The 13,750-nt window shown below is 38.2% G+C and carries 15 protein-coding genes and 1 pseudogene; 15 read left to right on the forward strand and 1 reads right to left on the reverse strand.

The window, feature by feature from the left end:
* Nucleotides 1–136 precede the first annotated feature (136 nt).
* From ACSYSF_RS01240 to ACSYSF_RS01305, 14 genes and pseudogenes are all read left to right on the forward strand, one after another.
* Nucleotides 137–1,495, forward strand: a complete 1,359-nt coding sequence (locus tag ACSYSF_RS01240; RefSeq protein ID WP_489867922.1) for a cytosine permease — start codon at nucleotides 137–139, stop codon at nucleotides 1,493–1,495.
* Between the two features lie 35 nt (nucleotides 1,496–1,530).
* Nucleotides 1,531–3,612, forward strand: coding sequence for a DNA topoisomerase (locus tag ACSYSF_RS01245; protein ID WP_489868279.1), 2,082 nt, complete (start codon nucleotides 1,531–1,533; stop codon nucleotides 3,610–3,612).
* 24 nt (nucleotides 3,613–3,636) lie between these two features.
* A complete protein-coding gene (codA, locus tag ACSYSF_RS01250; RefSeq protein ID WP_489867923.1) occupies nucleotides 3,637–4,878 on the forward strand; it encodes a cytosine deaminase in 1,242 nt (413 codons plus the stop codon).
* Between the two features lie 208 nt (nucleotides 4,879–5,086).
* Entirely contained in the window at nucleotides 5,087–5,815 is a 729-nt protein-coding gene (locus ACSYSF_RS01255) for a winged helix-turn-helix domain-containing protein (RefSeq protein ID WP_489867924.1), read from the forward strand.
* 17 nt (nucleotides 5,816–5,832) lie between these two features.
* On the forward strand, nucleotides 5,833–6,732 hold the full coding sequence (locus tag ACSYSF_RS01260) for a sensor histidine kinase (RefSeq protein WP_491737237.1): 900 nt from the start codon (nucleotides 5,833–5,835) through the stop codon (nucleotides 6,730–6,732).
* 112 nt (nucleotides 6,733–6,844) lie between these two features.
* Nucleotides 6,845–7,879, forward strand: a complete 1,035-nt coding sequence (locus ACSYSF_RS01265) for an aldose epimerase family protein (protein ID WP_489867926.1) — start codon at nucleotides 6,845–6,847, stop codon at nucleotides 7,877–7,879.
* A 115-nt stretch (nucleotides 7,880–7,994) separates the two neighbouring features.
* Nucleotides 7,995–9,338: a glucose-6-phosphate isomerase gene (locus tag ACSYSF_RS01270; RefSeq protein ID WP_489867927.1), complete on the forward strand. Its 1,344-nt coding sequence runs from the start codon at nucleotides 7,995–7,997 to the stop codon at nucleotides 9,336–9,338.
* A gap of 149 nt (nucleotides 9,339–9,487) precedes the next feature.
* Complete coding sequence (gene efp, locus ACSYSF_RS01275) at nucleotides 9,488–10,054, forward strand: elongation factor P (RefSeq protein WP_489867928.1); 567 nt, start codon at nucleotides 9,488–9,490, stop codon at nucleotides 10,052–10,054.
* A 99-nt stretch (nucleotides 10,055–10,153) separates the two neighbouring features.
* On the forward strand, nucleotides 10,154–10,588 hold the full coding sequence (locus tag ACSYSF_RS01280) for an Asp23/Gls24 family envelope stress response protein (protein WP_489867929.1): 435 nt from the start codon (nucleotides 10,154–10,156) through the stop codon (nucleotides 10,586–10,588).
* On the forward strand, nucleotides 10,588–11,007 hold the full coding sequence (gene nusB / locus ACSYSF_RS01285; RefSeq protein ID WP_489867930.1) for a transcription antitermination factor NusB: 420 nt from the start codon (nucleotides 10,588–10,590) through the stop codon (nucleotides 11,005–11,007). Before ACSYSF_RS01280 ends, nusB begins: the two co-directional genes overlap by 1 nt.
* A 177-nt stretch (nucleotides 11,008–11,184) precedes the next feature.
* Nucleotides 11,185–11,715 carry a translation initiation factor IF-3 gene (infC, locus tag ACSYSF_RS01290; protein ID WP_489868280.1) on the forward strand — a complete coding sequence of 177 codons (531 nt, stop codon included), beginning with the start codon at nucleotides 11,185–11,187 and terminating at the stop codon, nucleotides 11,713–11,715.
* 25 nt (nucleotides 11,716–11,740) lie between these two features.
* Nucleotides 11,741–11,935, forward strand: a complete 195-nt coding sequence (gene rpmI / locus ACSYSF_RS01295) for a 50S ribosomal protein L35 (RefSeq protein ID WP_489867931.1) — start codon at nucleotides 11,741–11,743, stop codon at nucleotides 11,933–11,935.
* Nucleotides 11,936–12,002: 67 nt separating this feature from the next.
* Nucleotides 12,003–12,416: pseudogene (gene rplT / locus ACSYSF_RS01300) on the forward strand (50S ribosomal protein L20); the annotation flags it as partial.
* Nucleotides 12,393–12,548 (forward strand): HeH/LEM domain-containing protein, encoded by a 156-nt coding sequence (locus ACSYSF_RS01305; protein WP_489868281.1) that lies wholly within the window; start codon nucleotides 12,393–12,395, stop codon nucleotides 12,546–12,548. The pseudogene rplT and the gene ACSYSF_RS01305, both read left to right, overlap by 24 nt.
* A gap of 60 nt (nucleotides 12,549–12,608) precedes the next feature.
* On the opposite strand, the gene ACSYSF_RS01310 is transcribed toward ACSYSF_RS01305, so the two are convergent.
* Nucleotides 12,609–12,992, reverse strand: a complete 384-nt coding sequence (locus tag ACSYSF_RS01310; RefSeq protein WP_489867932.1) for a hypothetical protein — start codon at nucleotides 12,990–12,992, stop codon at nucleotides 12,609–12,611.
* Between the two features lie 323 nt (nucleotides 12,993–13,315).
* Between ACSYSF_RS01310 and rpsL the strand changes: the two genes are divergently transcribed.
* Nucleotides 13,316–13,738 carry a 30S ribosomal protein S12 gene (gene rpsL / locus ACSYSF_RS01315; protein WP_489867933.1) on the forward strand — a complete coding sequence of 141 codons (423 nt, stop codon included), beginning with the start codon at nucleotides 13,316–13,318 and terminating at the stop codon, nucleotides 13,736–13,738.
* Nucleotides 13,739–13,750 lie beyond the last annotated feature (12 nt).

Genomic DNA, 13,750 nt, shown 5'->3' on the forward strand with positions numbered 1-13,750 from the left:
GAGTATAGTTTTAGACAATCAAATATAGCTTTTTTAATCGTCAGACGAGAGCTGACAAAGGAGCGCGAAAAAATAAGATCATGACAGAATCGCGCCAGGAGTATGGCGCGATTTTTTTTAGCAATGAGGAGGAAAAATGGCAGAGGAATTTGGACACGTTCGGGCTATCGGACCAGAAGTGCGAACAATGTCAAAGTGGGATATGTTTGCAACCTGGGTTGGGGCAAATGCTAACAATGGTACATGGTATATTGGTGGTGTTATTGCAGCAGCGGGGATGTACACAGCTTCAACAACATTAATTGCGACGGGAATTATTTCATACATCTTTTTAGCCTTGGCTTCTTATATGGGATATAAAACCGGATTACCAATGATGGCTTTGACACGTGCATCTTTTGGGTTGAAAGGGTCATATGGACCATCAATTATTAATATTGTGCAATTTATTGGTTGGGCAGCGGCGAATACCTTTATTGCTGCAATCTCAATTTCAGTTATTTTTAAAGATTTGTTCGGTTGGACAGCTTATGCTGACGGCGGTAAAGCCGGGTTAGTAATTGGTATTATCATTATGTCATTGTTGCATTTGGCTTCAATTTCCTTAGGACAAAAATCAGTTCAGATGATTGAACGTGTTGGTATTGTTTTAGTCATCATTTTTGTGATTTGGGAAGCAGTCGTTGTTTTCCAGAATGTGTCATTAGATCAAATTTTTACGTGGCAACCACCTAAGCATGTGCGGATTTCTTCAGGAGCGGCTGTTGATATTTTAGCTGCTTTTAATTTAGCGTGGGTAACAGCCTCATCAGACTTTTCACGATTTGCTAAGAAAAAGTCTAGTGCGACGACATGGTCATTTCTTGGGGCTAATGTTGGTTTATTCAGTTTTGCTTTTATCGGATTATTGGCGACAATTGGAACGGCGGTCATGAATCAATCATTTGATCCAAACGACTCTGATCCATCAACAATCGCTTCTAAACTAGGTTTAGGAATCATTGCTTTATTGGTAATTGTTATTACGTCTACGACAGCAAATGCTGTTAATTTGATGGCGGCAGGTTCAGCATTAACTAATATTTGGCATAAATTAAAGTTGACACCAGCACTGTGGATTGTCACATTAATTGCAACACTTGTTTCATTTATTCCGCTATTATTTGCAACTTTCCTAGATGCTTTTACAGCGTTCTTGGATTATATTGGTATGTTCTTAGGACCAGAAATTGCCGTTTTCTTAGTTGATTACTTCATTATTCGTAAGGGTAAGTATGAGATTAGTGAAATCACAAAAGTTTCTGGTAAATATTGGTATCAGGGTGGTTTCAATTGGCTTGCCATTGTATCTTGGATTATTGGTATTGTTCTATACTTTAGTTTGAAATCAGTCAGCTGGATTAGTGAAACCATTGGAGTAACCTTTGTCACGATGATTTTGTCAGGAATCATCTACTATGTTTTGACGAAAATGTTCAGTAAACAAGCAAAGTAGACATTATTTTCGTACAATATATTTGAGGATTATAAATAATGAAATATTTAATTGTTACGGAAAAACCATCAGCTGCTAAAAATTTCATCAAGGCCTTAGGTGGGGTGACTGGCAATTTTGCAGGTTATGATTATCATATTGTCAATTTGCACGGGCATATGATGACATTTAAAGAGCCTGAAGCAATGGTCAGTGAAGATAAACAGACAGCGTATAAGTCATGGACATTGAAATATTTACCTTGGCAACTTCATGAGATGAATTGGCAACGTACCTATCTAAAACAACGGCAACCTCGCACGGGGCGGTTGAAATCAACCAGAAGTGAGCTAACAGCTTTAAAAGAAGAAAGTAAACAACACTACGATGCATTAGTGATTGCAACTGATTCTGATCCATCAGGTGAGGGTGATTTATTAGCTTGGGAAGTGATCGATGCAATTCATTGGCAAGGTCAAGTATTACGCGCTAATTTTGTTGATGAAGCACCAGGAAGTATTCAAAAAGCGATGCGTCAGTTAACAGATGTCTCTGATAAATGGCAACATGGTGCTTATTTAAAAGGGGAAACCCGCAGTCGTTGGGATTTTGCTTCAATGCAATTGACACGGATTGCAACGACTTCAGCGAAAAAAGCTGGTTATAAAGTGGTTGCACGTGAAGGACGTTTAAAATCTGTGATTGTATGGAAAATTTATGCACAAATGCAAGCCATCAAGAATTATGTGAAACAACCTTTTTATGAAGTTTGTTTCATTGATCCGGCTAAGCATATTTATAAGCGCCAGGTTCCTAAAGATACAACACCAAGTTGGCGGTATGCGGATAAAACACAAGCACAAGGTGATTTGCAACAATATGATGTGGCTGATGTGGTGAATGAGCAACATCAAACGCGCCAGCAAGTACCAGATAAACTTTTAGATTTGGCTGGGTTAGCGGCTATTTTAGCGCCACGTGGTTTTGATAGTAAGGAAATATTAAGAACTTATCAAAAAATGTATGAGGCGCAGATTGTATCGTATCCGCGTACTGATGATAAAACCGTCACACCAGAACAATTTACTGAATTGTTAGGAAAAGTTGATCAAATAGCCGATGTTGTTGGTGTTGATAAGCGTTTATTAACGCATCGGCAACCACGAACAACGCATGTTAAAGCAGCTGGTTCACACGGTGCTAATCGTCCAGGATTAAATGTGCCGGATAGTCTAGCTATGTTATTTAAATATGGGCCTAGTGCAGCGGCTATTTATGATGTTTTAGCTAAAAATTATTTAGCAATGTTGGCAGAAAATTATGTTTATGATCATGTCACTGCTCAATTACGGCAGTATCCAGATTTTAAAACGGCTTTCAATGTGCCAATTGCACTTAATTATAAGCTTGTGTATGATGCACAAAAGGCGTTACAAGTTGATGAAGCAACGGTAGATGAAACTAGCCAACAAGTCGGCCCACAAGCTGAACCATTTATTAATGAAGGTGTTAATAAAAAGCCAAGTTATCCCACAACAAAGTGGTTAATGGCATTTCTAGAAAAAAATAATGTCGGAACTGGTGCTACTCGAGTATCAACATTATCTGAGATGAGCCAAGGGCAAAAGGCTATGATGCACGAGAAGAAAGGCCGGCTAACTTTAACAGAAACGGGTAACGTTTCAGCGGTGCTGGTCGCTGGTACTTGGATTGCTTCCCCAAAAATCACCAAACGCTTGTTTGAAATGATGGATGAGGTGGGTGAATTCAAATTATCAATGGCAAAGGCTTTATATTCTGTGACACAGGTTGTGGCGCATGATATGCCAATCATGGTTGAAAATGCGCAAAAATTAGAAGCTGCACTGGGCAAACCTAAACCAGTTAAAGCCCGACGTAAAGCTAAACCATCTGAAAAGGTGCAAGGAAATTTTGCTGGCCAAGCAATTCAATTTTCAAAAACGTGGAGTGATCACACTTTTTCAGATGAGGAAATTCAAATATTATTAGCGGGTGGTGAAATTAGTTTTGCTTCTAAAACCAAGCGAGGTAAGCCATACACTGCGACTGGTAAACTCGCAAAACAAACATATAAAGGTCATTCATATTATGGGTTTAAGTTAAAACCAAAATTATAAAGGAAAGTATAGGGGACTGGGAGAATGTTAATTAAACAAGTTTTAATTGAAAATGCAACTGAACAACAAGATGTACGTATTGTTGATGGTAAATTTGCTGAAATTGCCAATCATTTAGAGGCAAATGCAAATGAACAAGTGATTGAGGCGACTGGTAAATTAATGTTGCCACCATTTGTTGATCCACATGTGCATTTAGATTCAACCATGACAGCAGGTGAACCTGAATGGAATGAAAGTGGTACGCTATTTGACGGTATTCGTATTTGGGGTGAGCGTAAGCAAACATTGTCGCATGAAGATGTGAAACAACGGGCGATTAAAGCACTAAAAATTCAAGCTGCCCATGGTTTGCAATTTGTGCGTTCGCATGTTGATGTGACCGATCCTAATTTAGTTGCTTTGCGGGCTTTGCTTGAGGTGCGTGAAGAAGTGAAACCATGGATGACGTTACAATTAGTCGCTTTCCCACAAGATGGAATTTTGTCATTTCCAAATGGTAAAGAATTAATGACTAAAGCTGCTGAAATGGGTGTTGATGCCATTGGTGCTATTCCACATTTTGAGTTTACGCGTGAATATTCAGTAGAATCATTACATTTTGCCTTTGATTTGGCACAAAAATATAATTTATTAATTGACGCACACACAGATGAAATTGATGATCCAGCTTCTCGTGGATTAGAAACTTTAGCCATGTTGGCGTTAGAAACTGGTTTGAAAGAACGAGTAACCGCATCACACACAACTGCGATGGGTTCATATAATGATGCATATGTTTCAAAATTAATGCGTTTGCTAAAGTTATCTGATATTAATTTTGTTTCAAATCCACTAATTAATATGTACTTGGGTGGACGTTTTGACACCTACCCTAAGCGCCGTGGTTTAACTCGTGTAAAAGAGTTGGACCAAGAAGGCTTAAATGTTGCCTTTGGTGAAGACGATATTAAGGATCCTTGGTATCCAATGGGAAATGGTAATATGATGGATGTTTTGCACATGGGGCTACATGCTACGCAAATTATGGGCTATTCAGAAATTATGAATTCATACCGTTTTATTACTAAAAACGGTGCGCGTGCGCTACAAGTTTCAGATCAATATGGCATTGAAGTCGGCAAACCAGCTAATTTCTTAATTTTCAATGCAGATAATTGGTACAATACATTGAATGAACGAGCTGAATTATTATATTCGGTCCATGAAGGAAATGTATTGATTAAAACGACACCTGCTGAAGTACAAATGGATTTGCCAGAATAATTGAAAAAAATCTCTTGAGGTTAAATTTTAGTTTTAGCTTTAGGAGATTTTTTGCTGTAAATGGGTTTATTACTTTGTTGGTTCATCAGTGTTGCATCAACGGGATAGTACTGGCAGGAAATATTTGACACCATCGTTGTATAATGAGTATGTGAAAGTTTTTATATAAATAGACGAAATTAATAAGTATAAAGTTGAAGGGTGTCATATGAATTTATTAATGATTGAAGATAACACCTCTGTATCGGAAATGATGGGGATGTTTTATAAAAAAGAACAATGGAATGTTGTTAATGCTTATGATGGTGAAGAAGCCTTAAAATTGTTTGATGAAAATAAACCAGGCTGGGATGTCATCGTTTTAGACTTAAATTTGCCAAAAATTGATGGGATGCAAGTCGCTTTAAAGATTCGTGAAAGTACGTTGACAGTACCGTTGATTATGTTGACGGCGCGTGATTCAGATTCTGATCAAGTGTTGGGATTTGAAGTTGGCGCTGATGATTATGTAACTAAGCCCTTTAGTCCAATCACACTTATCGCTCGTATAAAAGCCTTGAAACGGCGTGCTGATTTGCAGTCAACGGCACAAGATGAAAATGTTGCTGATGATTTTGATGTGAAGACACATACTTTTAAATTGAACTCACGTACTCGTGAAGCCTATATTAATGATGTGTTGATACCAGATTTGACGCCTAAAGAATTTGATCTATTACGGGTGCTTTCGCAAAAGCCACGCCAAGTTTTTTCTCGTGAACAATTGTTACAACTTGTATGGGATTATGAATACTTTGGTGATGAGCGTACGGTTGATGCCCATGTCAAAAAGCTACGTCAAAAAATTGAGAAAGTCGGACCACAAGTTATTCAAACAGTTTGGGGCGTTGGGTATAAATTTGATGATTCAATTTTACCTGATAATCCAAGGAAATAATTGGGAGTTAAAAGAAGATGAAAAGTAGACGACTTGAAACGATGTCTATTGTTTTGGCAGGCCTTCTTTTAGTGATATTTATCATAGCTTTAATCAGTAAGAGTAGTATCACGATACTACTCTTATTATGTATAGTGTTGATTTTAAATATTATCGTGGTCGGATTAGCTATTAAACAAAGAAAAAAGCTAACGCAACAAGCAGATGAGATTGCGAAATTAAACCAACAATTTATTGTGCAACAAAATGAAGAATCACAGATGTTAGCTAATGTCTCTCATGAGATGCGGACGCCATTGACTACAATTATGGGGATTACCGAAGGCTTACAGTATGGTGTTATGGAAGGCAACGAGCAACGCTCATATGATTTAATTAAGGAAGAAGCTGATCGGTTAACGCGGTTAGTAAAATCAATTCTTTCATATGAACGAATGCGTCAAGGAGCGGTCGTTAGTCAACCTGAAAACTTTAATGTCACCGCATTAATTAGTGAGCTGGCTGAAAAAATGTGGTCACATGCAACCATGGATGGTAATGAAATTCAAAATTTGTGTGAACAAGATGTCTATATATATGCTGATCGTGATCAAGTAGAACGTATTTTGATTAATATTTTAGCGAATGCTTTGCAATTTACTAAAAATGGGATTATTTCCGTGTCAGCGACAGTTATTGATAATCAGGCTCATATAAAGATTGCGGATACCGGTATTGGTATGACTAAAGAACAAATTGACAAGATTTGGCAACGTTATTACAAAGTAGACCCTTCACGAACACGTAAAGGGGAATCTGGTTTGGGGATGGCAATTGTCCATGAGTTAATTGATGCTAATCACGGTACAGTAACAGTGTCGTCAAAAGTAGGTGTGGGAACTACTTTTGAGGTAGTTTTGCCACAAGAATCAAAATAAGATAATTAGGTTTCATTAGTTATGAAAACGGTTTATTTATGTACAATTAGAAACAAATAGTTATGTTAAAATACAAATATATTGATTTTATGTATGAAAAAGGGGATTAAATATGACAATATCAGTTCATGAAATTGGGGTTATGCCAAATGGTGATTTGGCAAAGCAAATTGTATTAGAAAATAAAAATGGTCATCAATTGGGTGTTACAGATTGGGGAGCAACATGGCAATTCTTTAAGACCAAAGATGGTAAAGATTTGATGTTTGGTTGGCAAACAACTGATAAGCTATATGATTTACCATACTCGGTTGGTGGTGCTATTGGTCGTGTCGGTAATCGTATTACTGGTGCAACTTTCACTTTAAATGGTAAGCAATATCATTTGAAGGATAATGAACTTGGTAATGCCTTGCACGGGGGTCGTGACAGCTTTTCAAATCGTATTTGGGAATACACACTTGATGAAGATAAAACATCAGTAACCTTTACAACAACAATGACTAAGGCGATTGATAACTTTCCAGGTACGATGCCAACATCAATTACTTATACATTGACTGATAATGATGAAGTTATTTTGGATTTTGCTGCCGAATCTGATGAAGATACGTTGTACAATCCAACTAGTCATGGTTACTTTAACCCAGCTGGTATTGATACAGATGCTCGTGATTTGAATTTGCGAATTAATTCACAACGTCGCCTAGAATTGCGCGATGAGGACACGACACCAACTGGTAACTTCTTAGACAATGCTAATACACCTTATGATTTTAATGAGCCAACACGAATTGGTGATAATTTAGCACGGTTAGATGGCCCATATGATGTTAAGTTTGATGAGGCTTTTGAAGTTAATCAAGTTCCTGGTGAGCCAGTAGCTGTTGTGTCAGATCCAAAATCAGGACGGAGTGTTGAAGTCTATTCAGACCGTAATGCGGTTATTTTCTTTATCGCTAATCCAGAAGTTGCTGATCATGAAGGCGATCCTGAGTGGTTTGATGCACATCCATATAATGCCATTGCGTTAGAAGCACAGACCTTATCAGATGCCATTAATCATAAAGGATTTGGTGATATTGTCTTGCCAGCAGGTAAGAAACAAACATATCAAACAACTTATAAATTTACTAATTTAGATTAAAACGAGTACCTTTGAAAAAAGGTGATAACCCTTTCAATTTTATTAACGAACAGTTATAATTGGTCTATACCGTGATATAAAAATTAATGGGAAATACAGGAAGAAGGACTTAATTATGACAACATTATCATTTGATACTTCAAAACTTGAATCATTTGTTGGTGAAGACGAATTATCAATGATGCAACCAATGGTGACCGTTGCAGATGAATTACTACGTAAGGGTACTGGTGTTGGCGCAGAGTTTACAGACTGGCTACACTTGCCAACTGATTACGATAAGGATGAGTTTGCTCGTATCAAGGCGGCAGCTAAGAAAATTCAAGGAGATTCAAAGGTATTAGTTGTTATTGGAATTGGTGGTTCATACTTAGGAGCTCGTGCAGCAACTGATTTTTTGAATGACTACTTTAATAATTATTATGCCGATGAAGACCGTGATTTCCCACAAATTTTGTTTGCCGGAAACTCAATTGCACCTGCATACTTGAACAGTATGATTAAGTTGATTGGTGATCGCGACTTTTCAGTTAACATCATCTCAAAGTCAGGTACAACAACAGAGCCTGCTGTTGCTTTCCGTGTTTTCAAGCAAATGTTAGAGAAGAAGTATGGTCAAGAAGGTGCACGTGAGCGTATCTATGCTACAACCGATGCACAACGTGGTTCACTAAAGACGTTAGCTGATACTGAAGGATATGAAGAATTTGTTGTCCCTGATGGTGTCGGTGGTCGTTTCTCAGTTTTGACAGCTGTTGGTTTGCTACCAATTGCTGCAGCTGGTGGTGATATTGATCAATTAATGGCTGGTGCCGCAGCTGGTGAAAAAGCTTATGCTGATGCAGACTTGACTAAGAATCCTGCTTATCAATATGCTGCTTACCGTAACATTTTGTACCGTAAGGGTTATACAACAGAATTGTTGATTAATTATGATCCAACTTTGACACAATTTGGTGAATGGTGGAAGCAATTGCAAGGAGAATCAGAAGGTAAAGATGGTAAGGGTATTTTCCCAGCATCTGGAAACTTCTCAACTGACTTGCACAGTTTTGGTCAATATATCCAAGATGGTCGTCGTAACTTGTTTGAGACGTTGGTTCGTGTAACTGAACCAGTTTCTGATGTGACAATTCCTGAAATGGATGCTGATGATGGTTTAGGTTACTTACAAGGTGAGCAAATGAGCTATGTTAACCGTACAGCTTCAGAAGGTACTTTATTAGCGCATGTTGATGGTGGTGTACCTAATATGGTCGTTGAAATTGATAAGCAAAATGAATTTGCATTAGGAAAAATGATTTACTTCTTTGAGGTAGCTGTTGGTATTTCAGGTTACTTGAATGGTATTAATCCATTTAACCAACCAGGTGTTGAAGCATACAAACGCAACATGTTTGGCTTGTTAGGTAAGCCTGGTTACGAAGAGCTAACTGATGAATTGAAGGCTCGTTTATAATTAAATTTAAGAAAATCGAAGCATTTAATGTTTCGATTTTTTTGATAAAACAGATGTAAAATAGTATTAAAATGAATTCAGTACTGGTTTTTATTTTAAAAACCTGCTAATATAATTCAGAAAGACATAAATTTAGGGAGAATTCAATCATGGCAACTATTGGTATGAATGACTTGAAAACAGGTTTAACAATTTTGTATAACCAATCAATCTGGCGCGTTTTGGAGTTCCAACACGTTAAACCAGGTAAAGGTGCAGCCTTTGTGCGTTCAAAGTTGAAGAACTTGCGTACTGGCGCAGTTAACGAAGTAACTTTCCGTCCAGGTGATAAGTTTGAGACGGCAAATATTGATCAAACTGAAATGCAATACTTGTACGCAGATGGTGATCAACATGTATTTATGGATAATGAAACATATGATCAAATTTCTATCCCAGCAGACAAGATTGCTGATGCATTGAAGTTCTTACTTGAGAACATGACGGTTAAGATTACCACTTATAATGGTGAAATCTTGGATGTTGAATTGCCAAAGACTGTTGAATTGACAGTTAAGGAAACGCAACCAGGTATTAAGGGTGCTACTGCTAATGGTGGTGGAAAGCCAGCAACAATGGAAACTGGTCTAGTAATTATTGTGCCTGATTTCATCAACGAAGGTGATAAGCTAGTTATTAACACTGATAATGGTGGATCATATACTTCACGTGCCTAGTCTTTATTAGGGAAGTTAGGTATAATAGTGATATCAATTGAGAAAGCGCCGACCGGCAGCCGGCCGGTGCTTTCAACTTATTTAGGAGGTTCGTTCCATATGGCAGAAGAGACAATCGTACTGGCACATTCAGATGAGGTAGCTGGCGAAACGCTGGTTAGCATGCGTGTGTTAGAGATTATCGCAGGATTGGCAGCACAAGAAGTGGCAGGCGTTGATCGGTTGCGCGGTTCATTAACAGAACGTGCGCAAGAAGCCTTTGGACGACGTGTACACAGTAAAGGTGTTGAATTGCAACAAACTGAATTAGGCTTAGATGTTGATGTGTACGTATACCTTAACTACGGTGTAAGTGTCCCAAAGGTTGCACATGCGATTCAACAGCGCATTAAGTCACAGTTTGCGGCAATGACTGAGTTAACAGTTAATTTTGTAAATGTGCATGTGCAAGGCGTTGTTTCAGAAAAACCAACGTCAACAATCGATGTTAATAATTTATTTGGTGAAGAATCAGATGCGGAAGGAATAGAGTAATGACCGAATTAAATCGACACCAAATTCGTCAAGCCGCTTTTCAATCACTTTTCGGATTAGCCTTAAATCCAACAGCTGATGTTGATACGACTATTTCGCAAGTATTGGCTGGCGACCCAGAAGTTGAATGGACACAAGACATTCCGTCAGATTTGAAGTCTGTCGTAACAGGTGTTATTGATCATCAAGATGATTTAGATTTAACGATTTCAGAGTATTTGTCAGAAGGCTGGACTTTGGATCGTTTAAATACAACGGATCTTGTGTTAATACGTTTAGCAATTTATGAGACTAAGTTTACTGAAGTGCCTGCAAAAATTGCAGTTAATGAAGCACTACAATTGGCACATGATTTTACGGATGATAAATCACGTAAATTCATTAATGGTATTTTGAATAAAGCCTTGACTTTAAATTAGCCAAGCGTATAATGAATATTTGTTAGGAAATAAAGTAATAGCGTACCCGCTGTTCACCTAGTTAAGATTACTTGGCAGGTTAATTCTCTTTATGATTAAAGATGATAAATGGCGGGTTGTCGTGTGTAGCGATAAGCCGCTTTTACTTTATGGCAAGTTTTTTCGGAGGTAAGGATCATAGCAAACGCACGCCAACAACAACAAAAAGATTTAATCAATGATCGTATTCGCGCCCGTGAAGTTCGTTTAATTACGGATGACGGGGATCAAGGTGTCATGTCTAAAGCAGACGCTCAACGCCTTGCTGATGACGCTGATTTGGATTTGGTATTGGTGCAAGCCAACGCTAAGCCACCAGTAGCTAAGATCATGAACTATGGAAAGTTCAAGTTCGAAGCACAGAAAAAGCAACGAGAGCAACGAAAGAATCAAAAAGTTGTCAATGTAAAAGAAATTCGTCTTAGTCCAACTATTGATGTTAATGACTTTAATACAAAGAAGAACAACGCAATTAAGTTCTTGAACAAGGGTAATAAAGTTAAGGTGTCAATTCGTTTCCGTGGACGTGCTATCACGCACAAGGATATTGGACGTGAGGTAATGAACCGTATGGCAACGGAGCTTGAGGAAATTGCTAAAGTAGAGTCACGAGCTAAGATGGAAGGGCGCAGCATGTTTATGGTGCTTGCACCCAGAGAAACTAAGTAATTAAACCAGTTTGGAGGACATATCAATGCCTAAGTATAAGACACACCGCGCTTCAGCAAAGCGTTTCAAGAAAACTGCCAATGGTGGCTTGAAGTCAGCTAATGCCTATACGTCACACCGTTTCCACGGTAAGACTAAGAAGCAACGTCGTCAATTGCGTGGTACTTCAATGATGAACCACACAACTTTGAAGACTTACACCAACATGTTGGGCCGTTAATTATAATTATTTAGATAGTTATAATAGGTTCTGAATAAAGAAATAGAAATTACTGGAGGAAATACCCATGCGAGTTAAGGGTGGTAACGTTACGCGTTCACGTCGTAAGAAGATGATTAAGTTGGCCAAGGGTTACCGTGGTCAACGTCACATCAACTATAAGGTTGCTAAGCAACAAGTTTGGAAGTCATGGTTCTATGCATTCCGTGACCGTAAGCAAACAAAGCGCAACTTCCGTAAGTTGTGGATTGCACGTATCAATGCTGGTGCACGTATGAACGGTTTGTCATACTCACGTTTCATGAACGGTCTATCATTGATGGGCTCAACATTGAACCGTAAGATGTTGGCTGAACTAGCTGTTTCAGATTTCGAAGCTTTCTCAGCTTTGGTTGAATCAGCAAAGAAGGCATTGGCCGAAGATGGTCAAAATGTTGCTGAAAAGTCAGCTGCTACTTTGGAGAAGGGTGTTGCTATCAACGCTGCATCATCAAAGTCAGCTGCAAAGCCAACAGAAAAGAATACTGTTGCTGAAATTAAAGCATACTTGTCAGAAAACGGCATTGACTTTGCTTCTTCAGCAAAGAAGGCTGACTTGTTAGCTTTGGTTTAATTCTTAAAATTATTGAAAAACACTGTGACTTTGTCATGGTGTTTTTTTGTGTCTTTAATACTATACTTGGCTGAGTAATATCATACTGTAGCCCAATGTTAAAGCTGGTACAAAGGGAACGACTTTTTGATCACTAAGAAAATGGCATACTATTTGAATGGCGCAAGCAATTGTACATATCAGCCAAAAGTCGTACAAATCTACATAAAGCAATAAAATTGCAATAATATCCAAATCACCATTGCCAATATAATGTTCATGGGTAAATGTATTGAGTGCTAAGCAAATTGTGTAACCACTAAAAATAGTTATTAGGGGCACGTTATAGAACAAAGAGCCAACGAATAATGGTACTATCAACCAAGTGCTATTGATTTCATGGCGGTAAAAATCTTGGTAAGATAAATAAATTAAGATTAATAAAAAGATAAAATCAAAAACCATAGGCAAACCTTCCTGAGCGTTTGATAAAAAAAGACGCGGCAAGCACTGATTTTTCCAAAAATGATACGCCCGGAATTGTTTGCAAAACAAACGTTATTCTACCAACGTTTTTTATGATAAAAAGGTTGCATCTTGTACGGGTGAGTGGTATATTATTAATTGTGCTTTTAGTTAGCAGGGTGTTTGCGGTTACGCGACGTGCTGAACTCGTAAACGAAAAGTACCAGATCAGGTCTACGTGGTGTTGTGGTTTAATAAATGACACGCCTGGAAATGTGGACTAAATACTATAAAATAAAAAATTTGAAAGGGGACTCTTCGAAATGCCTACAATTAACCAATTGGTTCGTAAGCCTCGTAAGTCACAGAGCTCAAAGACAAAGTCACCAGCTTTGAACTACAGTTATAACTCTCAATCTAAGAAATCCACTCGTGTTGCTTCACCACAAAAGCGTGGTGTTGCTACCCGTGTTGGTACAATGACACCTAAGAAGCCTAATTCAGCTTTGCGTAAGTATGCTCGTGTACGTTTGTCAAACTTGATTGAAGTTACTGCATACATCCCAGGTATTGGACACAACCTACAAGAACACTCAGTTGTTTTGGTTCGTGGTGGTCGTGTTAAGGACTTGCCTGGAGTTCGTTACCACATCGTTCGTGGAGCACTAGATACTGCTGGTGTTGATGGTCGTATGCAATCACGTTCTAAGTATGGTGCAAAGCGCCCTAAGAACAAGAAGAAATAATTAAGGGAGGAC

Source organism: Weissella sp. ESL1139 (genome assembly GCF_058506735.1).

Bases quoted from the DNA above. Each gene is read 5' to 3' on its own strand.
- ACSYSF_RS01260 (WP_491737237.1), top strand. From the start codon at position 5,833: ATGAAAAGTAGACGACTTGAAACGATGTCTATTGTTTTGGCAGGCCTT.
- ACSYSF_RS01240 (WP_489867922.1), top strand. From the start codon at position 137: ATGGCAGAGGAATTTGGACACGTTCGGGCTATCGGACCAGAAGTGCGA.
- ACSYSF_RS01265 (WP_489867926.1), top strand. From the start codon at position 6,845: ATGACAATATCAGTTCATGAAATTGGGGTTATGCCAAATGGTGATTTG.
- rpsL (WP_489867933.1), top strand. From the start codon at position 13,316: ATGCCTACAATTAACCAATTGGTTCGTAAGCCTCGTAAGTCACAGAGC.
- nusB (WP_489867930.1), top strand. From the start codon at position 10,588: ATGACCGAATTAAATCGACACCAAATTCGTCAAGCCGCTTTTCAATCA.
- ACSYSF_RS01310 (WP_489867932.1), bottom strand. From the start codon at position 12,992: ATGGTTTTTGATTTTATCTTTTTATTAATCTTAATTTATTTATCTTAC.
- rpmI (WP_489867931.1), top strand. From the start codon at position 11,741: ATGCCTAAGTATAAGACACACCGCGCTTCAGCAAAGCGTTTCAAGAAA.
- codA (WP_489867923.1), top strand. From the start codon at position 3,637: ATGTTAATTAAACAAGTTTTAATTGAAAATGCAACTGAACAACAAGAT.
- efp (WP_489867928.1), top strand. From the start codon at position 9,488: ATGGCAACTATTGGTATGAATGACTTGAAAACAGGTTTAACAATTTTG.
- ACSYSF_RS01280 (WP_489867929.1), top strand. From the start codon at position 10,154: ATGGCAGAAGAGACAATCGTACTGGCACATTCAGATGAGGTAGCTGGC.
- ACSYSF_RS01255 (WP_489867924.1), top strand. From the start codon at position 5,087: ATGAATTTATTAATGATTGAAGATAACACCTCTGTATCGGAAATGATG.
- ACSYSF_RS01270 (WP_489867927.1), top strand. From the start codon at position 7,995: ATGACAACATTATCATTTGATACTTCAAAACTTGAATCATTTGTTGGT.